Here is a 16,996-nt window from a genome sequence, read left to right as displayed (position 1 = left end):
GAATGGCTCTTCCGAACTGCCGCTGCCCCTGCGGCCCGTTAGCTTCACAGGCATGCGCTCTGGTGTCACAGCCGTCCTGTCCGTCCTCACCTCCGCCGCCCTGCTCGCCGTCGCTCCGGCAGGAGCCGCCCCGCTGCCCGACCGGATGGCCGACACCGGCGGCGGCAGCCAGCTGATCACCGCCGTGGCGCCGCGGGCCGGCTCGACGACGGGCACGGTCACCTGGTGGGACCGGCGGGACGGTCGCTGGGTGGAGGCCGGTTCCACGCCGGCCCGCTTCGGGGCGAACGGGCTCGTCGAGGGCGCCGCACGGAAGCAGGGCACGAACACGACGCCGACCGGGCTGTACGACCTGCCGTACGCCTTCGGCATCAAGGCGGCGCCGCACGGGACGACGTACAAGTACCGCTCCGTACAGCAGAACTCCTGGTGGTGCCAGGACGCCTGGTCCCGCTCCTACAACCGGTGGACCGAGCCCCGCCCCGCCGACTGCCGGGCCACCGAGGCCGAACACCTGGTGTCGTACGGGAACCAGTACGCGCATGCCCTCGTCATCGGCTTCAACTACCGCAAGCCGGTGCGCGGGCGCGGCGCCGGAATCTTCCTGCATGTCAACGGGCGCGGGGCGACGGCCGGTTGTGTGTCCGTGCCGGCGGACGCCATGCGGCGGATCCTCGATTGGGCCGAGCCGGCGCAGCGGCCGCACATCGCCGTGGGAACGGTGAGCGGCCGCACGGCGATCACTCAGTACTGACCTGAACACACGGCCACCCCCGCACGTATCTCTGGGCCAAGGGACTACGACACACCCGTTGCCCCCGTCCCCGGAGGAACCGTGACCACCACGCTCGCAGGCGGCCGTGCCGCCCGGCGTCAGACGATGCGCCGTATCCGCCCGCGCCGCTCCCCCGCCGTCCCGCTGCTGCTCGCCCTGTGGGCGGGCGCGGCCGGGGTGCTGTGGCTGTGGTGGGACAACACGCCGTCCATCGCCGACCGCACCGGTCAGATCCTGGCCGCGGGCCGGATCACCGGTCTGCTCGCCGGATATCTCATGGCGCTCGTGGTCCTGCAGATGGCCCGGGTGCCCGCCCTGGAACGGCGGGTGGGCTCCGACCGGGTCGCCCGCTGGCATGCGATGACCGGCCGCTACACCCTCTGCCTGGTCCTCGCCCATATCTTCCTGATCATGTGGGGCTACGCCCTGCAGGCCGGCAAGGGGCTGGGCGACATCGTCCAGCAGACGGTCGACTCCGTCACCCAGCTGCCGGACATGGGCAAGGCCGCCATCGGCACCGGACTGCTGCTGCTCATCGGCCTGGTCTCGATCGGCGGGATCCGCCGCAGGATGCCGTACGACACCTGGTACCACGTGCACCTGATGACGTACGCGGCGGTGTTCCTGACGTTCTGGCACCAGATCAGCTCCGGCAACGAGTTCGCCGTCGAACCCCTCGCCAAGACCTTCTGGTACGGGCTCTACGGGTCGGTCACCGCGCTCGTGATCTGGTACCGGATCCTCACCCCGATCCGGCTCAACCTGAAGCACCGGATGCGGGTCGAGGCCGTGATCGAGGAGACACCTGGGATCGTGTCGGTGCTGATCGGCGGGCGGAAGCTGCACCGGATGGGGGCGGAGGCCGGGCAGTTCTTTCGCTGGCGGTTCATGGCACCGGGCATGCGGTTCAGCTCCCACCCGTACTCGCTGTCGGCGGCGCCCCGCCCCGACATGCTGAGGATCACGGTGAAGGCGATCGGCGACCACAGCACCCGGCTGCGCGAGCTCCAGCCCGGCACCCGGGTGTGGGCCGAGGGACCGTACGGTGCGCTGACCGCGTCCCGGCGCAGCCGCGGCAAGGTGCTGCTGGTGGCCGGCGGTGTCGGCATCACCCCGATGCGGGCGCTGTTCGAGACGCTGCCCGGCGCGGCCGGCGACCTCACCCTGCTGTACCGGGCCAACAGCACCCAGGACCTGGCCCTGTGGAACGAGCTGGCCGCCATCGCCGACGAGCGGGGCGCCCGGCTGATGTACGCGGTCAACAGCCCGGACGGGGCACGCCCGGACATCTCCGCGGAGTCCCTGCAGCGGAAGATCCCGGACATCGACCGGCATGACGTTTTTCTGTGCGGGCCGCCCGGCTTCGCGCAGTCCGTGTACGAGGCACTGCGCGGCGCGAGGGTTCCCGCCCGCCGTATCCATCACGAGTCGTTCGAGATGTGAGCGACGGGTCATCAGGAGACCGGCAACCATGAAGAAGAGCCATCCCGTTCGGCGTGCCGTGCTCGCCACCGCCGCCACCGTGTCCGGCATCGTGCTGCTGCTGACGCTGAAGCCGGCGTCCGACCCCGGCTCCGCGGCCGCGGCGGGCGGTGCGGCACCGCCCGCCGCGGCCGCGGGACAGTCGCCCCAGGGCGGCGCCCAGGCCGCCGGCAGCGGCACGGTCACCGGCGAGGTCGCCCAGACCCAGTACGGACCGGTGCAGGTACGGCTGACCGTGAGCAACGGGAAGATCACCCAGGCAGAGGCGGTGCAGGCACCCAGCGGCGGCCGCAGCACCCAGATCACCGCCGACGCCGTACCCCAGCTCAACCAGGCCACCGTCACCGCAGGCAGCGCCGACATCGACGCCGTGTCCGGAGCCACCTACACCAGCACCGGCTACAAGCAGTCCCTGCAGTCCGCCCTGGATCAGATCCAGGCCGGGGGCGGCGGCGCCGCGGACCAGGGATCGGGCAGCGCCCAGGCCCGGACGGTCACGGGCGAGGTCGCCCAGACCCAGTACGGGCCGGTCCAGGTCCGGGTCACCGTCAGCGGCGGGAAGGTCACCCAGGCAGAGGCGGTGCAGGCACCCAGCGGTGGCCGCAGCAGCCAGATCACCGCCGATGCCGTGCCTCAGCTCAACCAGGCGGCCGTGGCCGCAGGCAGCGCCGACATCGACGCCGTGTCCGGGGCCACGTACACCAGCACCGGCTACAAGCAGTCCCTGCAGTCGGCCCTGGACCAGGCCGGTGGCTGAGCCGGTGGCCGAACCCGCACAGGCTCCCGCCGCGGTACGCCGGGCGGAGGAGGCGATGGGGACCGTCTTCTCCTTCGACGTCCGCGGCGGGGATCCCGGCACGGTCCGGGCGGCCCTCGACGAGGCGATCGCCGGACTCCACCGGGTCGACGAGGTGTTCAGCACCTACCGCGAGGACAGTCAGATCTCACGGCTGGCCCGCGGCGAGGTGACCGTCGAGGAGTGCGATCCCGACGTCGCCCTGGTGCTGGAGCTCGGCGCCGAGGCGGAGCGGATCAGCGAGGGCTGGTTCAGCATGTCGTACGAGGGACGGCTCGATCCGACCGGGATCGTCAAGGGCTGGGCCGTCGAGCGGGCGGCCCGGCGGCTGGCGGCGGCCGGGGTGAGCGGGGTGAGCGTCAACGGCGGCGGTGACGTCCAGCTGCTCGGCGCACCCGGCCCGCAGCGGCCCTGGCGGGTCGGCGTGTCGGATCCGCTGCGGCCGGGCGGGCTGGCGGCGGTGATCTCCGCCGCCGGACTGGACGAGCTCGCCGTGGCCACGTCCGGCACCGCCGAACGCGGCGCCCACATCGTCGACCCGCGCACCGGGAAGTCCGCGGTGACGGACCTCGTCGCCGTGACCGTGGTGGCGCCCCGGCTGACCTGGGCGGACTGCTGGGCCACGGCGGCCTTCGCGATGGGCTCGCGGGAGGGGCTGGCGTGGCTGGAGTCGCTGCCGGACGTGGAGGCTCTGCTGATCACCGCCGGTGACGAGGTGCGGTGTACTGGGGGGCTGGCGGCGCGGTTGGGTTGACCGGCGCTGTTGCTGAGGGGTGGGTTTTGCTCGCCGCGCTTGCGGGGTGCCTCCCCCACTCTCGGCTTCGCTCGAGCGGGGACCCCCATCGCCCACCCGTGCCGCCCTGGGGGTCCCCCCAGGCCCTTAAGGCACTGGGGGAGGCACGACTGCCCGCAGCTACGTCAGTGGCCGTTCTGGGCCAGCCGCAGCAGGTGCTCGGCGAGTGCCTGCCCGCCGTCCGGCTGCCGGCTGATCAGCAGCAGGGTGTCGTCACCGGCGATCGTGCCCAGGATGTCGTGCAGTTCGGCCTGGTCGATGGCCGAGGCCAGGAACTGCGCGGCCCCGGGCGGGGTGCGCAGGACCACGAGGTTGGCGGAGGCCTCCGCGGAGATCAGCAGCTCCTGCGACAGCCGCCGCATCCGCTCCTCCTTCGCCGACTCCCCCAGCGGCGCCCGCGGGGTGCGGAAACCACCCTCGCTGGGCACCGCGTAGATGAGGTCGCCGTCGGTGTTGCGGATCTTCACCGCGTTCAGCTCGTCCAGGTCCCTGGAGAGCGTCGCCTGGGTGACGGTCAGCCCGTCGTCGGCGAGAAGCTTCGCCAACTGGCTCTGGGAGCGCACCGGTTGCCGGTTGAGGATGTCCACGATCCGGCGGTGGCGTGCGGTGCGGGTCTGCGGCACGGCAGGCCCTGCGTGCCCGTGGTCCTGCGCGTGGCTCATCGTCGTCTCATTCTCCGGCTCGTCCGTCCCCGTGGCTTGCGTCGAGGATGCCGGGCAACGCCTGGAGAAGCGCCGCCACTTCGTCGTCGCCGAGGTTCAGCGGCGGCATGAGCCGTACGACATCGGGGGCGGGCGCGTTGACCAGGAATCCGGCGTCCTGAGCCGCCTGCTGCACCTGCGGCGCGAGCGGCTTGGTGAGCACCATACCCAGGAGCAGCCCCGCACCCCGGACATGGCCGACCAGCGGATGGCCCAGGGACTCGATTCCGTCCCGCAGTTTCTCGCTCTGCCGCTTGACGTTCTCCAGCAGACCCTCGTTCGCGATGGCGTCGAGGACGGCGAGTCCGGCGGCGCAGGCGACCGGGTTGCCGCCGAAGGTCGTGCCGTGCTGGCCGGGCTGCAGCAGCTCGGCGGCGCGGCCGAAGGCGACGGTGGCGCCGAGCGGCAGCCCGCCGCCGAGCCCCTTGGCGAGCGTGACGACATCGGGCAGGACGCCCTCGTGCGCCTGGTACTCGAACCAGTGGCCGGTGCGGCCGACGCCGGTCTGCACCTCGTCCAGGACCAGCAGCGATCCGGTGGCGGCCGTGATCGCGCGGGCCGCCTTCAGATAGCCGGCGGGCGGGACCACGACACCGTTCTCGCCCTGGATCGGCTCGATGATGACCAGCGCCGTCTCCTCGGTGACCGCGGCGGCCAGCGCCTGCGCGTCGCCGTACGGGACGTGGGTGACGTCACCGGGCAGCGGCAGGAACGGGTCCTGCTTGGCGGGCTGGCCGGTGAGCGCGAGGGCGCCCATGGTGCGGCCGTGGAAGCCGCCCTGGGTGGCGACCATGTGGGTACGCCCGGTCAGCCGGCCGATCTTGAAGGCGCCCTCGTTGGCCTCGGCCCCGGAGTTGCAGAAGTAGACCTTGCCGTCCCGGCCGAAGAGCTCCAGGAGCCGCTCGGCGAGCGCGACGGGCGGTTCGGCGACGAACAGGTTGGAGACGTGGCCGAGCGAGGCGATCTGGCGGCTCACCGCCTCGACGACCCCGGGGTGGGCGTGGCCGAGGGCGTTGACCGCGATGCCGCCGACGTAGTCGACGTACTCCTTGCCGTCGGCGTCCCACAGCTTCGCGCCCTCGCCGCGGACGAGGGGCAGTCGCGGGGTGCCGTAGTTGTTCATGAGCGCGCCCTGCCAGCGCGCGGTCAGTTCCTGGTTGGCACTCATTCGGCATCCCCCTCTTGTTCGTCGGGCACGACCATCGTGCCGATGCCCTCGTCGGTGAAGATCTCCAGCAGGATCGAGTGCTGGACCCGGCCGTCGATGACGCGGGCGGTGTTCACGCCGCCCCGCACGGCGTGCAGACAGCCCTCCATCTTCGGCACCATGCCGGAGGACAACTCCGGCAGCAGCTTCTCCAGTTGGGAAGCGGTGAGGCGGCTGATCACCTCGTCGGAGTTGGGCCAGTCCTCGTAGAGGCCCTCGACATCGGTGAGGACCATGAGGGTCTCGGCGCCCAGCGCAGCAGCGAGTGCCGCAGCCGCCGTATCAGCATTGACGTTGTAGACATGGTGGTCGTCCTGGGAACGGGCGATCGAGGAGACGACCGGGATGCGGCCGTCGGCGAGCAGTGCCTCGATCGCGCCCGTGTCGATCTCGGTGATCTCGCCCACCCGCCCGATGTCGACCAGCTCGCCGTCGATCTCGGGCTGGTGCCGGGTGGCGGTGATGGTGTGCGCGTCCTCGCCGGTGAGGCCGACGGCGAGCGGCCCGTGCTGGTTGAGCAGCCCGACCAGCTCCCGCTGCACCTGTCCGGCCAGCACCATGCGTACGACGTCCATGGCGTCCTCGGTGGTGACGCGCAGGCCCGCCTTGAACTCGCTGACGATGCCGTGCTTGTCGAGGGCGGCGCTGATCTGCGGGCCGCCGCCGTGCACGACGACCGGCTTGAGGCCGGCGTGGTGGAGGAACACCACGTCCTGCGCGAACGCGGCCTTCAGGTCCTCGTCGATCATGGCGTTGCCGCCGAACTTGATGACGACGATCTTGCCGTTGTGCCGGACCAGCCAGGGCAGCGCCTCGATGAGGATCTGGGCCTTGGGCAGTGCGGTGTGCTTACGCGTAGTGCTCATGACGAGTAGGCGCTGTTCTCGTGGACGTAGTCGGCGGTCAGGTCGTTGGTCCAGATGGTGGCGGTCTCTGCGCCCGCCGCGAGATCGGCGACGATGTGCACCTCGCGGTAGCGCATGTCGACCTTCTCGCGGTCCTCGCCGACGCCGCCGTTCTTGCAGACCCAGACGCCGTTGATGGCGACATTGAGCTGGTCCGGCTCGAAGGCCGCCTGCGTGGTGCCGATCGCGGACAGGACACGGCCCCAGTTGGGGTCCTCTCCGTGGATCGCGCACTTCAGGAGGTTGTTGCGGGCGATGGAGCGGCCCACCTCGACGGCGTCGTCCTCGGTCGCGGCGTTGATCACCTCGACCCTGATGTCCTTGCTGGCGCCCTCGGCGTCCCGGATCAGCTGCTGGCCGAGGTCGTCGCAGACGGTCCGTACGGCCTCGGCGAACTCCTCGTACTCCGGGGTGATCCCGGAGGCGCCGGAGGCGAGCAGCAGCACGGTGTCGTTGGTGGACATGCAGCCGTCGGAATCGACCCGGTCGAAGGTCACCTTCGTGGCCGCGCGCAGCGCCCCGTCCAGTACGTCGCTGTCGAGGTCGGCGTCCGTGGTGAGGACGACCAGCATGGTGGCGAGGCCCGGGGCGAGCATGCCGGCGCCCTTGGCCATGCCGCCGACGGTCCAGCCGTCCTTCGTCACGACGGACGTCTTGTGGACGGTGTCGGTGGTCTTGATGGCGATGGCGGCCTTCTCACCGCCGTGCTCGGACAGCTGCGCGGCGGCCGTCTCGACGCCCGGGAGCAGCTTGTCCATGGGGAGGAGTACGCCGATGAGGCCGGTGGAGCAGACAGCGACCTCGATGGCGCCCCGGCCGAGCACCTCGGCGACCTTCTCGGCGGTGGCGTGGGTGTCCTGGAAGCCCTTGGGTCCCGTACAGGCGTTGGCGCCGCCGGAGTTGAGGACGACCGCGGAGACCTGGCCGCTCTTGAGGACCTGCTCGGACCAGAGCACGGGCGCGGCCTTGACGCGGTTGGAGGTGAAGACGCCCGCGGCGGCGCGGCGGGGCCCGTTGTTGACCACGAGGGCCAGGTCCGGGTTGCCGTTCTCCTTGATCCCGGCGGCGACACCCGCCGCCGTGAATCCCTGTGCTGCCGTGACACTCACGGTGCGACTCCGATCGTGGAAAGGCCCAGCTCCTCGGGGAGCCCGAGGGCGAGGTTCATGCTCTGGACGGCACCGCCCGCGGTGCCCTTGGTCAGGTTGTCGATGGCACTGATCGCGATGATGCGGTGCGCGGCGGCGTCGAAGGCGACCTGCACCTGAACGGCGTTGGAACCGTGGACGGACGCGGTGGCGGGCCACTGACCCTCGGGCAGCAGGTGGACGAAGGGCTCGTCGGCGAAGGCCTTGTCGTAGGCGGCGCGGACGGACTCGCCGGTGACGCCCTCGCGCGCCTTGGCGCTGCACGTGGCGAGGATGCCGCGCGGCATCGGTGCGAGGGTCGGGGTGAAGGACACCGAGACCCGCTCACCGGCGGCCGCGCTGAGGTTCTGGATCATCTCGGGCGTGTGGCGGTGACCGCCGCCGACGCCGTACGGCGACATGGAGCCCATGACCTCGGAGCCCAGCAGGTGCGGCTTGGGCGTCTTGCCCGCGCCGGACGTGCCGGACGCGGCGACGATCACGGCCTCGGTCTCGGCCAGCCCCGCGGCGTACGCCGGGAACAGCGCGAGGGAGACGGCCGTGGGGTAGCAACCGGGCACCGCGATGCGCTTGGACCCCTCCAGCGCGGCGCGGGCGCCCGGCAGTTCGGGGAGGCCGTAGGGCCAGGTCCCGGCGTGCGGGGAACCGTAGAACTGCTCCCAGTCGGCGGCGTCCTTCAGTCGGAAGTCGGCGCCCATGTCGACGACGAGGGCGTCGGGGCCGAGCTGTTCGGCGACGGCGGCGGACTGGCCGTGCGGGAGGGCGAGGAAGACGACGTCATGCCCGGCGAGCACATCGGCGGTGGTCTCCTGCAGCACGCGGTCGGCCAGCGGCAGCAGGTGCGGCTGGAGCGCGCCGAGCCGCTGACCGGCGTTGGAGTTGCCGGTCAGGGCGCCTATCTCGACCTCGGGGTGCGTCAGGAGCAGACGCAGCAACTCGCCACCCGCGTATCCGCTCGCTCCGGCCACTGCGGCACGTACCGTCATGGGGGAACCCTCCTCCTCGATGGCATGACTATACGTTTCGCTGCACGTTTATGCAATCATGCGGTGCTCACAGGTCGCCGGAGCTGGAAGGAGAGCATCATGATCGCCATGACACCCGTCACCGGCCTTGACCTGACCGGCTTCACCGAGCGCGAGCCCGGCGTGTGGGCCGACGAGCGCTTCAAGGTACTGCCGCCCTTCGGGACGCCCGCGCGGGGCGCGTGACTCAGCTCGACGCCGGTGCTGGGCACGTCGTGCCACGAGTCACCCGGCGCCACCCCTCCCCGCTTCGCCGCATACGCCCGCGCCCGGTTGCCGCACTTCGTCGTGCACCAGCGGCGGGCGCCGTGCGAGCGCAGAAACCAGCGGGCGCAGCCCTGGGCGGCGTACGAGGACCGGCTCACCGCTTGTGCCCTGGAGTTGCTCGGGGAGATCCCCGGGGCGCACATCGTCGGCCCGTGCGATCCCACCGACCGGGGCAGCGCCCTCTCCTTCACGGTGGACGGCATCCATCCGCACGACGTCGGCCAGGTCCTGGACGAGCGGGGCATCGCCGTCCGCGTCGGCCACCGCTGCGCCCGCCCTGGCCGAGGGCGTGCGGGCGGCCCAGGCGTACTTCGGGGTGCCTGAGCCGCCCGCAGGGTCACCTCTGCTGGATCCTGAGGAACGTGACGGAGTTCGCCGGGAAGGTGTACGTGAACCTGTCCGCGACCCCCGAGAAGGTGGACGTGACCGGGGTGACGGGTGTGTCCGTCTCGGTGTTCACGTCCTCCGGCGCGGCGGCCAGCGTGGTCACCCGGGCCCGGGAGGCGGCCTTGGCGCCGCCCAGGTCGATCGCCGTACGGGCGGCGGAGGACTGGGCGTTGACGACCTTGACGATCAGGTCACCGGTCCGCTCGTCCTCGGTGACGACCTGACGGAACGGCTCGGCCGGCTTGTCGTCGGTGAAGCTGCCCCACAGCTCGCCGTCGAGGTAGAGGCTCACCTGGCGGCCCCGCACCTTGACGTCGATGTCGTACGTGCGGCCCGTCTCGATCGATCCGGCCTTGGAGATCAGCGTCGACTTGCCGCCGTCGACGGCCTGCTCGACGGCGGAGCTGGTGTTGTTCCAGCCGCCGAGGTTCCACCAGTAGTAGTTGCCGGTGTCCTTGACGCCGAAGGCGACGAGGAAGCCCTCCTTGCCGGACTTCTTGGTGGCCTTCACCTGCAGGTCGTAGTCCTGCCAGGCCGGGTCGCCGGCCGTGACCAGGGTGTTCTCGGCGGCGGCGTCGGTCTGGACGTACGCGCCGTCCTGGATGCTCCAGCTGCCGGTGCCGTGGTGCGTCCACTTCGAGGCGTCGCCGGAGAAGTCGTCGCTGAGCAGCGTCGTCCCGTCCGCGGCCGTGACCTTCACATCGTCGTACGCCGCGCTGGTCGCCCACGTCGACAGGCCGACCGCGCCGGTGATGGGGGCGTTGACGGTCGGAGTGCCGGTCGCCGAGGAGGGGACGACCCGGTCGCCGACGTTGGTCATGAACAGCTTCTGGACCTCGTAGTTGGCGGAGCCCCAGGAGGCGTGGTTGTTGAACCAGATCATGTCGGGGCGCCACTGCACGTAGTCCTCGTTGGCGAGCAGCGGGGCGTACGAGGCGAGCTTGACGATGTCGGCGTTGCGCTCCAGGCCGGTCATGTAGGCAGCCTCCGCGAGGGCGTTCTCCCAGGCGTTGCCCTGGGAGGCGTACTCGCCGAGGAAGACCTTGGGGCCGTTCCTGTCGTAGCTGTCGTAGCGGTCGTTGTTCTGCAGGAACCACTGCGGGCTGTTGTAGTAGTGCTCGTCGACCATGTCGACGTTCGCCTCGCGGTTGAGCTTCCAGGCGGTGTCGAAGGTCGCCCCCGTGTCGTCCGGGCCCGAGTTGGAGATGACGGTGATGTCCGGGTACTTCGCCTCGATCGCCGCACGGAACTTCTGGAAGCGGGCGAAGAACTCGTTCGGCAGGTTCTCCTCGTTGCCGACCGCGAGATGGGTGAGGCGGAAGGGCTTGGGGTGGCCCATCTCGGCGCGCTTCTTGCCCCAGGTGCTGGTCACAGGGCCGTTGGCGAACTCGATGAGGTCCAGGGTGTCCTGGATGTGCCGCTTCAGCAGCGCCTCGTCGTCGGTGGCGCGGTTCTGGCCGCATCCGGTGACCAGGGCCGGGACGACGGGCAGCGGCATGGCGCCGATGTCCTCGGAGAAGCGGAAGTACTCGTAGTAGCCGAGGCCGTAACTCTGGTTGTAACCCCAGAAGTTGGCGTTGGTGGCGCGCTCCTCGACCGGGCCGATGGTGTCCTTCCACTGGTAGGACCGCTTGCGCTGCCAGCCGGAGGCCTCGCTGTAGTCCTGCATGGAGCCGGTGTTGACCAGACAGCCGCCCGGGAAGCGGACGAACGCCGGGTCGAGAGCCTCGATCTTCTCGGCGAGGTCCTTGCGCAGGCCGTTCGGCTGGTTCTTGTAGGTGTCCCGCGGGAACAGCGACACCATGTCGAGGGCGGCGGCCTCGCTGGCGGCGACGGTGAGACGGCCGCGGCCGCTGGTGCGGGTCGCGGTGAAGGTGGCGGTGTACTTCTTCCAGCCACCCTTGACGGCCACCTGGCGGGCGCTCGCCAGTTCGCCGGCGGCGTCCTTCAGGGACACGGTGAGGGTGGTACCGGCCGCAGCGCGCGCCCAGACGGAGAAGTCGTACCTCTTGCCCTTCTCCAGCCGGATCCCGGTGTTGTAGCCGGCGTTCGTCACGGACGAACCGGCGTCCAGGGAGAGGTAGTTGCGGTTGCGCTCGTTGAGCCGGCCGTCGTCGTTGTGGACCTGCGCCGTGCCGCCGACCGTCCAGGAGGTCAGGGGGGTGTAGGAGGAGTGGTCGGCGGTGGAGTACTCGAAGGACCGGTTCTGCACGAGTTCGGCGTACAGGCCGCCGTCCGCGGCCCGGTTGATGTCCTCGAAGAAGACGCCGTACATCGTGTCGTCGATCTCGGCGCCGGTCCCGGCCGGGTCGACGGTGATCTCGTAGTCGGTGACGGCCTCGGCGTGCGCGGGGGCGGGCACGAGGGCGAAGGCCGTCAGGAGGGCGGTCGCGGTGAGACCGAGTCTCCGGCGGGTGCGGGTGGTGCGTGACATGGATACTCCGCGGCTCGACGATGGGAGCTGTTCGATATATCGGACATTGGTCAGCACTTCGAACGGCAAGATAGGGAGGGGGCGCAGTGGCGTCAATGGGTCGCGCAGCGACGGGCGGGACGGAGAGCGGGACGGGATGGGCGAGTTCTGGCCAGTACCGGATGTGCTGGCGTATCTGGCCGGGCGCTGGCGGGTGGAGCGCTCGGTGCGGGATCTCGCGAGCGGTGAGCGGGGCGAGTTCACCGGGACGACCCTTTTCAGCCCGCTGGAGAGCGGCGGGCTGCTGCACGAGGAGTCCGGCACTTTCGTCTGGCAGGGAGTGGCCCGGCCCGCCGAGCGGACGCTGCGCTTTCTGCCCGGGAGTTCGCCCGGCACGGCGGATGTCCGCTTCGCCGACGGCCGGCCCTTCCACGACCTGGACCTGACCGTGGGCCGTCACCTCGCCGACCACCCCTGCGCGGCCGACCTGTACCGGGGCGAGTTCACCGTCCTCGACGAGGACCGCTGGCGGTCGGTGTGGCGGGTGCGCGGGCCCGCGAAGGACCTCGTGCTCACCACCGGCTACGCGCGTGAACCCACTGTCAGTGCCCGCCTCTAGGGTGCTCGGCATGACCCAATGGACCCAGGACTCCTACGGCCACCACGAGGTGAACGTCGTCTTCGCACGGGGCACTTCACTCGACGCCCTCACCGGCGGCCTGCGCGGCCTCGCGCGCGAATCTCTCGACCACGGTGAGGGGAACGGCTGGATATGGGCGGTGCACGACATGGTCAACGAGGAGATCGAGGACTACGACCCCGTCGACTACCGGCGCGTGTGCCCCGACGGCACCGAGCTGGTCGTGATCGTGACCGAGCCGTGCAGCGTCAAGGCCTTCCCTCCCGACTTCCAGTACTACCGAGACGGCCGTCTGGTCCTCCGGTTCAGCTTCGAGGACGTGGAGCAGCGCGTGGGCGACAACCCGGACCACCTCTCCCCCGAGCTGCTGGCCGCGAACCTCATCGGCCCCGATGCGTACTGCCCGCACGCGGACGACGACGACCACGCCTGCTGGGAGCACGCGAGCGACGACCGGGAGCGGCTCATGAAGGTGATCGCCGACTTCTACGACCTGCCGTCGCCGCCGCTGGCCGTGGAGGTGACGGCGCGGTGACGTGGCTCGCCCCGAACACGTTCGTCACCTTCTGCAAGGGCATGGACCTGCCCACCCTGACCGGTGTCTTCACCCAGGCCGGACTGCCCGCCTCCGCCGCCGGCGAGTCGTCCGGCTGGGCCTGGGTGTCCCATGACACCCTCGCCGTGCCGCACGGCGGGAGCGTATGGAAGCTGGCGCGCGACATCACCGGCTTCCGCTACGAGGGCAACGCGGAGACCGTGTTCCTGGCCTCCACGCCCGCATGCGCCTGCCCGCACGGGCAGAGCTATCTGGTCCCGCACTGCCCCGAGCACCCGTTCCAGTTCACGTACAACCGGGGCGGGTTCGAGCAGCTGTATCTCAATGTCGGGGGGCGTCGCGAGTCGCGGCGCGGCGGCGGCATGGCCGATCTGCTGGTCCGCGAGCTGCTGGACGCGGGGATCGTCGGCCGGGACACCTCGCGCTACGACGCCGACCCCGAGTTCAACGCGGACGGCGCCCACACGATGCGGATCCTCGTCGAACACTTCGGGCTCCCGTCACCTCTACGTCCGTGAGGGCTGGGTCGGCACCCCGTCGAACCGCAGGTTCCAGCGGCCCGCCCGGCCGGTGACGGTCGTTGTCGACAGCGGACGGACGTCGAGGTTCCAGTACGTCGCGGGCGGCGCCTTCAGGGCGTACACCAGAGCGGCGCGGATCACCGAGGGCTCGGCCACGGCGACGACCCGGCCGCCGTCCTCCACGGGCCGGGTGTCGAGCCAGCCGCCGACCCGGGTGATGAACGCCAGCAGCGACTCGCCGCCGTGCGGCGTGCCGCGCGGATCCGCGAGCCAGGCGTCCACCGCCTCCGGCTCGCGGGCCATCGCCTCGCCGAGCGTCAGCCCGCGCCAGCGGCCCATGTCGCAGTCGCGCAGCGCGAGTTGTACCAGCGGCGCGTACCCGAGGGCGTCGCCGGTGGCGCGGCTGCGCGGGGTGGGTGAGCAGTAGCGCAGCTCGGCCGCCGACAGCGGCACCAGACCGTGGGCGACGCGCTGCACCTCGTCCCAGCCGGCCTGGTCCAGCGGACGGTCGTCCTCGAAGCGCTCCGCGAGCAGCGGGGAGCTGCGCGCCGCGGCGACGAACGTGACCCGAAGTGACATGCCGCGATCGTGATTCGCGAAAGTGCGCAGGTCAAGAGCTGCCACCTTCGAGTTACCCAGGGTACGCGAAACCTTACTTCCAGGTCAGGACCAGCCGGACAACCCGCTAGAAATGGAACGCCATCCATTGATTCGGTCAGCCGACTTCGGCGCAGGCCGCCCGCAGCCGCCGCACCCCTTCGGCGATCTCCCCCGTCCCGGCCACCGCCGCAAAGCTCAGGCGCAGGTGTGCGGCCGGGGGTTCGGCGCTGAAGTACGGGCGGCCGGGGGTGATCGCGACGCCCGCGCGGAGGGCGGCGGCGGTGAACGCCGACTCTCCCCCAGAGCCGAAAGCCTGGGAGGTGCCCCCAGTGCCCTCGGGCAGGCGGAGCCAGAGGTGGTAGCCGCCCGACGGGATGTGCGGCAGGGCGAGTTCGGGCAGGTGCAGCCGCAGCGCGGACGTCATCGCGTCACGGCGGGCCTTCAGCTCCGTCGAGACCGTCCTCAGGTGGCGCGGCCAGGCGGGCGAGCCGACGAGTTCCAGCGCGGCCTCCTGCAGGGGCCGGGGCACGAAGAAGGTGTCGACGACCTGGATGGCGCGCAGCCGCTCCAGGACCGGGCCGCGCGCGGCCAGGGCGCTCACCCGGAAGCTGGGTGAGGTCGCCTTGGTCAGCGAGCTGACGTGCACGACGACTCCGTCGGGATCGTCGGCGGCGAGCGGACGCGGCAGCGGCGGCGCGTCGGCGTGCACGAGCCGTCGTACGAAGTCGTCCTCGACGACGAAGGCCCCGGCCTCGCGGGCGATGCGCAGCACCTCGGCGCGGCGGTCGGGGGCGAGCACGGCGCCGGTCGGGTTCTGGAAGAGCGGCTGGCAGACGAACACCCGGGCGCCGGTGGCCCGGAACGCGTCGGCGAGAAGGGCGGGACGCACCCCGTCCGGGTCCACCGGGACCGGCACGGGACGCAGGCCCGCCGCCCGCGCGATGGCCAGCATGCCGGGGTAGGTGGGCGACTCCACGAGCACCGGCGCGCCGGGCGGCGCCAGTGCACGCAGGGCGATGGTCAGCGCCGACTGTCCGCCGGAGGTGACCAGCACCTCGGCCGCAGTGACCGCGCCGCCGATGCTGCGCGCGAACCACTCGCGCAGCTCCGGCAGCCCCTCCATGGGCGGTCTGCCCCAGGCACCGGGCCGACGCCCGGCCCGGGACAGCGCCGCCGCCATCGCCCGCTCCGGCTGGAGGGAGGGGTGCAGATAGCCGCCGTTGAACTCGATCACGCCGGGCGGCGGGGCGGCGAGCGAGACCAGGACGCCGGAGGCGTCCACCGAGCGCGGTACGAGCTCGGCGGCGCCGTCCGCGCTGAGGGAGACCTCCTGCCAGGAGGTGTCCCCGGCGGGTGCGGCCTCGGCGCGCGGCCGGGCGCGGAACGCTCCGGCGCCGGGCCGGGTCACGACCAGGCCTTCGGCCGCCAGTTGCGCGAGGGCACGCGAGACGGTCACCGGGCTCACCCGGAACCGTTCGACCAGGGCCCGGCTGGACGGGAGCTTTCCACCATATGAATAGCGGTCGAGTTCCCGCCGCAGCTGATCCGCCAGTTCACCGACACTGCTACGCTCTTGCATGAGAACACAGAGTAGCGCTACTGCTCCGACCAGGATAGCGGTCAGCGGCCCCACCAAGGCCTCCGGGGGCACCCTCCAGGCCGCCCTCGGCGTCATCGCCTTCTCGCTCACCTTCCCCGCCACCGCCTGGGGCCTGGAAGGATTCGGGCCCTGGTCGCTGGTCGCCGTGCGCAGTGTGCTCGCAGCGCTCATCGCGGGCGGCTGCTTGCTCGCGCTGCGAGTGCCGTTGCCCGCCCGGTCGCACTGGCCGGGTCTCGCGGTCGTCGCCGCCGGGGTCGTCGTCGGATTCCCGCTGCTCACCACGCTCGCCCTGCAGACCTCCACCACCGCGCACGCCGCGGTCGTGGTCGGCCTGCTGCCGCTGACGACCGCGCTGCTGTCCGCCCTGCGCGTCGGCACCCGTCCCTCGCGCACCTTCTGGACGGCGGCGCTGGCCGGCGCGACGGCGGTGGTCGCCTTCACCGTGCAGCAGAGCGGCGGCGCCCTCACCTCCGCCGACCTGTACCTGTTCGCGGCGCTGCTGGTGTGCGCGGCCGGATACACCGAGGGCGGGCGGCTGGCCCGGGTCATGCCGGGCTGGCAGGTGGTCGGCTGGGCGCTGGTGCTGTGCCTGCCGCTCACCGTGCCCGCCACGGCGCTCGCCCTCACCTACGAGCCCGTCCGGCTCACCGCGCACAGCGTGACCGGGGTGCTCTGGGTCGCGGCCGGCTCGCAGTTCCTCGGCCTGGTCGTCTGGTACCGGGGCATGGCCGCCATCGGCATCCCCAAGGCCAGCCAGTTGCAGTTGGCCCAGCCGCTGCTCACACTGGTGTGGTCGGTGCTGCTGCTGGGCGAGCACCTGACCGTGGCCGCGCCGCTGACGGCTGCGGCCGTGCTCGTCTGCATCGCCGTCACGCAACGGGCGCGAGGCTGAGCGGCGCGCACGCACCGGTACGGACCGGCGTCGCCCGCCCTAGACTCGAAAGTACGGACCGCTGCTCCGCACATGGTGAGGAGGCCCCAGATGCGCGCAAGCGTGGGCGACCAGCTTGTCCAGCACGGCAGGGTGGTCGGCCAACACGACAAGGTCGGCGAGATCGTCGAAGTGATGGGTCAGGAGGGCAACCCCCCGTACCGCGTCAAGTTCCAGGACGGGCACGAAGGCGTGTGCTCACCGGGCCCCGACACCGAGATCCGGCACAAGGAAACCACCGGACAGTGA

19 protein-coding genes are annotated in these 16,996 nt (G+C 71.4%); 11 read left to right on the top strand and 8 right to left on the bottom strand.

Features of this window, described 5'->3' with window-relative positions; translation table 11 throughout:
* The first annotated feature begins 52 nt into the window (after window positions 1-52).
* From ACFVJQ_RS06435 to ACFVJQ_RS06420, 4 genes are all read left to right on the top strand, one after another.
* On the top strand, window positions 53-754 hold the full coding sequence (locus ACFVJQ_RS06435) for a L,D-transpeptidase (RefSeq protein WP_385781398.1): 702 nt from the start codon (window positions 53-55) through the stop codon (window positions 752-754).
* An 81-nt stretch (window positions 755-835) separates the two neighbouring features.
* Window positions 836-2,218 carry a ferric reductase-like transmembrane domain-containing protein gene (locus tag ACFVJQ_RS06430; protein WP_385511498.1) on the top strand — a complete coding sequence of 461 codons (1,383 nt, stop codon included), beginning with the start codon at window positions 836-838 and terminating at the stop codon, window positions 2,216-2,218.
* A gap of 28 nt (window positions 2,219-2,246) precedes the next feature.
* Window positions 2,247-3,014, top strand: a complete 768-nt coding sequence (locus tag ACFVJQ_RS06425) for an FMN-binding protein (protein ID WP_385781394.1) — start codon at window positions 2,247-2,249, stop codon at window positions 3,012-3,014.
* Window positions 3,007-3,807: an FAD:protein FMN transferase gene (locus ACFVJQ_RS06420; RefSeq protein ID WP_385515996.1), complete on the top strand. Its 801-nt coding sequence runs from the start codon at window positions 3,007-3,009 to the stop codon at window positions 3,805-3,807. The genes ACFVJQ_RS06425 and ACFVJQ_RS06420 overlap by 8 nt, the downstream gene beginning before the upstream one ends.
* Window positions 3,808-3,971: 164 nt before the next feature.
* Here the strand turns inward: ACFVJQ_RS06420 and ACFVJQ_RS06415 are convergent, their stop codons facing one another.
* From ACFVJQ_RS06415 to argC, 5 genes are read right to left on the bottom strand one after another with little or no spacing between them, the layout of a single operon-like run.
* Window positions 3,972-4,508 carry an arginine repressor gene (locus ACFVJQ_RS06415; protein WP_129796900.1) on the bottom strand — a complete coding sequence of 179 codons (537 nt, stop codon included), beginning with the start codon at window positions 4,506-4,508 and terminating at the stop codon, window positions 3,972-3,974.
* Between the two features lie 7 nt (window positions 4,509-4,515).
* Complete coding sequence (locus tag ACFVJQ_RS06410) at window positions 4,516-5,715, bottom strand: acetylornithine transaminase (protein WP_385781390.1); 1,200 nt, start codon at window positions 5,713-5,715, stop codon at window positions 4,516-4,518.
* The gene (gene argB, locus ACFVJQ_RS06405; RefSeq protein WP_385515994.1) at window positions 5,712-6,620 is read right to left on the bottom strand and encodes an acetylglutamate kinase; all 909 of its coding nucleotides are present in this window, start codon (window positions 6,618-6,620) and stop codon (window positions 5,712-5,714) included. The genes ACFVJQ_RS06410 and argB overlap by 4 nt, the downstream gene beginning before the upstream one ends.
* On the bottom strand, window positions 6,617-7,768 hold the full coding sequence (gene argJ, locus ACFVJQ_RS06400) for a bifunctional glutamate N-acetyltransferase/amino-acid acetyltransferase ArgJ (RefSeq protein WP_385781386.1): 1,152 nt from the start codon (window positions 7,766-7,768) through the stop codon (window positions 6,617-6,619). Before argJ ends, argB begins: the two co-directional genes overlap by 4 nt.
* The gene (argC, locus tag ACFVJQ_RS06395; protein ID WP_385515992.1) at window positions 7,765-8,793 is read right to left on the bottom strand and encodes an N-acetyl-gamma-glutamyl-phosphate reductase; all 1,029 of its coding nucleotides are present in this window, start codon (window positions 8,791-8,793) and stop codon (window positions 7,765-7,767) included. The genes argJ and argC overlap by 4 nt, the downstream gene beginning before the upstream one ends.
* A 99-nt stretch (window positions 8,794-8,892) precedes the next feature.
* Between argC and ACFVJQ_RS06390 the strand changes: the two genes are divergently transcribed.
* The gene (locus ACFVJQ_RS06390) at window positions 8,893-9,018 is read left to right on the top strand and encodes a hypothetical protein (RefSeq protein ID WP_385515991.1); all 126 of its coding nucleotides are present in this window, start codon (window positions 8,893-8,895) and stop codon (window positions 9,016-9,018) included.
* Between the two features lie 15 nt (window positions 9,019-9,033).
* Window positions 9,034-9,423 carry an aminotransferase class V-fold PLP-dependent enzyme gene (locus ACFVJQ_RS06385; RefSeq protein ID WP_385515990.1) on the top strand — a complete coding sequence of 130 codons (390 nt, stop codon included), beginning with the start codon at window positions 9,034-9,036 and terminating at the stop codon, window positions 9,421-9,423.
* A gap of 13 nt (window positions 9,424-9,436) precedes the next feature.
* Here the strand turns inward: ACFVJQ_RS06385 and ACFVJQ_RS06380 are convergent, their stop codons facing one another.
* Entirely contained in the window at window positions 9,437-11,920 is a 2,484-nt protein-coding gene (locus tag ACFVJQ_RS06380; RefSeq protein WP_385781381.1) for an alpha-L-arabinofuranosidase C-terminal domain-containing protein, read from the bottom strand.
* 136 nt (window positions 11,921-12,056) lie between these two features.
* Between ACFVJQ_RS06380 and ACFVJQ_RS06375 the strand changes: the two genes are divergently transcribed.
* Genes ACFVJQ_RS06375 through ACFVJQ_RS06365 form a run of 3 tightly spaced genes read left to right on the top strand, consistent with a single transcriptional unit; the run spans window position 12,057 to window position 13,613 of the window.
* Window positions 12,057-12,518 carry a DUF6314 family protein gene (locus ACFVJQ_RS06375; protein WP_385781378.1) on the top strand — a complete coding sequence of 154 codons (462 nt, stop codon included), beginning with the start codon at window positions 12,057-12,059 and terminating at the stop codon, window positions 12,516-12,518.
* 10 nt (window positions 12,519-12,528) lie between these two features.
* The gene (locus ACFVJQ_RS06370) at window positions 12,529-13,074 is read left to right on the top strand and encodes a hypothetical protein (protein ID WP_385781375.1); all 546 of its coding nucleotides are present in this window, start codon (window positions 12,529-12,531) and stop codon (window positions 13,072-13,074) included.
* The gene (locus tag ACFVJQ_RS06365) at window positions 13,071-13,613 is read left to right on the top strand and encodes a hypothetical protein (RefSeq protein ID WP_385781372.1); all 543 of its coding nucleotides are present in this window, start codon (window positions 13,071-13,073) and stop codon (window positions 13,611-13,613) included. The genes ACFVJQ_RS06370 and ACFVJQ_RS06365 overlap by 4 nt, the downstream gene beginning before the upstream one ends.
* Here the strand turns inward: ACFVJQ_RS06365 and ACFVJQ_RS06360 are convergent.
* The gene (locus ACFVJQ_RS06360; RefSeq protein WP_224734400.1) at window positions 13,602-14,195 is read right to left on the bottom strand and encodes a histidine phosphatase family protein; all 594 of its coding nucleotides are present in this window, start codon (window positions 14,193-14,195) and stop codon (window positions 13,602-13,604) included. The genes ACFVJQ_RS06365 and ACFVJQ_RS06360 overlap by 12 nt on opposite strands.
* Window positions 14,196-14,331: 136 nt before the next feature.
* Window positions 14,332-15,795, bottom strand: coding sequence for a PLP-dependent aminotransferase family protein (locus tag ACFVJQ_RS06355; protein ID WP_385781369.1), 1,464 nt, complete (start codon window positions 15,793-15,795; stop codon window positions 14,332-14,334).
* Between ACFVJQ_RS06355 and ACFVJQ_RS06350 the strand changes: the two genes are divergently transcribed.
* Window positions 15,794-16,708, top strand: coding sequence for a DMT family transporter (locus tag ACFVJQ_RS06350; RefSeq protein ID WP_385781366.1), 915 nt, complete (start codon window positions 15,794-15,796; stop codon window positions 16,706-16,708). The two genes, ACFVJQ_RS06355 and ACFVJQ_RS06350, sit on opposite strands and share 2 nt — an antisense overlap.
* Window positions 16,709-16,798: 90 nt before the next feature.
* A complete protein-coding gene (locus tag ACFVJQ_RS06345) occupies window positions 16,799-16,996 on the top strand; it encodes a DUF1918 domain-containing protein (RefSeq protein WP_129796912.1) in 198 nt (65 codons plus the stop codon).

It is taken from the genome of Streptomyces sp. NPDC127197 (genome assembly GCF_042672405.1).
In the GTDB taxonomy this organism is placed as follows: Bacteria; Actinomycetota; Actinomycetes; order Streptomycetales; family Streptomycetaceae; genus Streptomyces; species Streptomyces flavusporus.
This window is presented reverse-complemented; position numbering and strand designations above follow the sequence as displayed.

What these genes read in the sequence shown, in the direction of transcription:
- ACFVJQ_RS06435 (WP_385781398.1), top strand. Translation starts at nt 53, where the DNA reads ATGCGCTCTGGTGTCACAGCCGTCCTGTCCGTCCTCACCTCCGCCGCC.
- ACFVJQ_RS06425 (WP_385781394.1), top strand. Translation starts at nt 2,247, where the DNA reads ATGAAGAAGAGCCATCCCGTTCGGCGTGCCGTGCTCGCCACCGCCGCC.
- ACFVJQ_RS06415 (WP_129796900.1), bottom strand. Translation starts at nt 4,508, where the DNA reads ATGAGCCACGCGCAGGACCACGGGCACGCAGGGCCTGCCGTGCCGCAG.
- ACFVJQ_RS06410 (WP_385781390.1), bottom strand. Translation starts at nt 5,715, where the DNA reads ATGAGTGCCAACCAGGAACTGACCGCGCGCTGGCAGGGCGCGCTCATG.
- argB (WP_385515994.1), bottom strand. Translation starts at nt 6,620, where the DNA reads ATGAGCACTACGCGTAAGCACACCGCACTGCCCAAGGCCCAGATCCTC.
- argC (WP_385515992.1), bottom strand. Translation starts at nt 8,793, where the DNA reads ATGACGGTACGTGCCGCAGTGGCCGGAGCGAGCGGATACGCGGGTGGC.
- ACFVJQ_RS06390 (WP_385515991.1), top strand. Translation starts at nt 8,893, where the DNA reads ATGATCGCCATGACACCCGTCACCGGCCTTGACCTGACCGGCTTCACC.
- ACFVJQ_RS06380 (WP_385781381.1), bottom strand. Translation starts at nt 11,920, where the DNA reads ATGTCACGCACCACCCGCACCCGCCGGAGACTCGGTCTCACCGCGACC.
- ACFVJQ_RS06375 (WP_385781378.1), top strand. Translation starts at nt 12,057, where the DNA reads ATGGGCGAGTTCTGGCCAGTACCGGATGTGCTGGCGTATCTGGCCGGG.
- ACFVJQ_RS06370 (WP_385781375.1), top strand. Translation starts at nt 12,529, where the DNA reads ATGACCCAATGGACCCAGGACTCCTACGGCCACCACGAGGTGAACGTC.
- ACFVJQ_RS06360 (WP_224734400.1), bottom strand. Translation starts at nt 14,195, where the DNA reads ATGTCACTTCGGGTCACGTTCGTCGCCGCGGCGCGCAGCTCCCCGCTG.
- ACFVJQ_RS06350 (WP_385781366.1), top strand. Translation starts at nt 15,794, where the DNA reads ATGAGAACACAGAGTAGCGCTACTGCTCCGACCAGGATAGCGGTCAGC.
- ACFVJQ_RS06355 (WP_385781369.1), bottom strand. Translation starts at nt 15,795, where the DNA reads ATGCAAGAGCGTAGCAGTGTCGGTGAACTGGCGGATCAGCTGCGGCGG.
- ACFVJQ_RS06345 (WP_129796912.1), top strand. Translation starts at nt 16,799, where the DNA reads ATGCGCGCAAGCGTGGGCGACCAGCTTGTCCAGCACGGCAGGGTGGTC.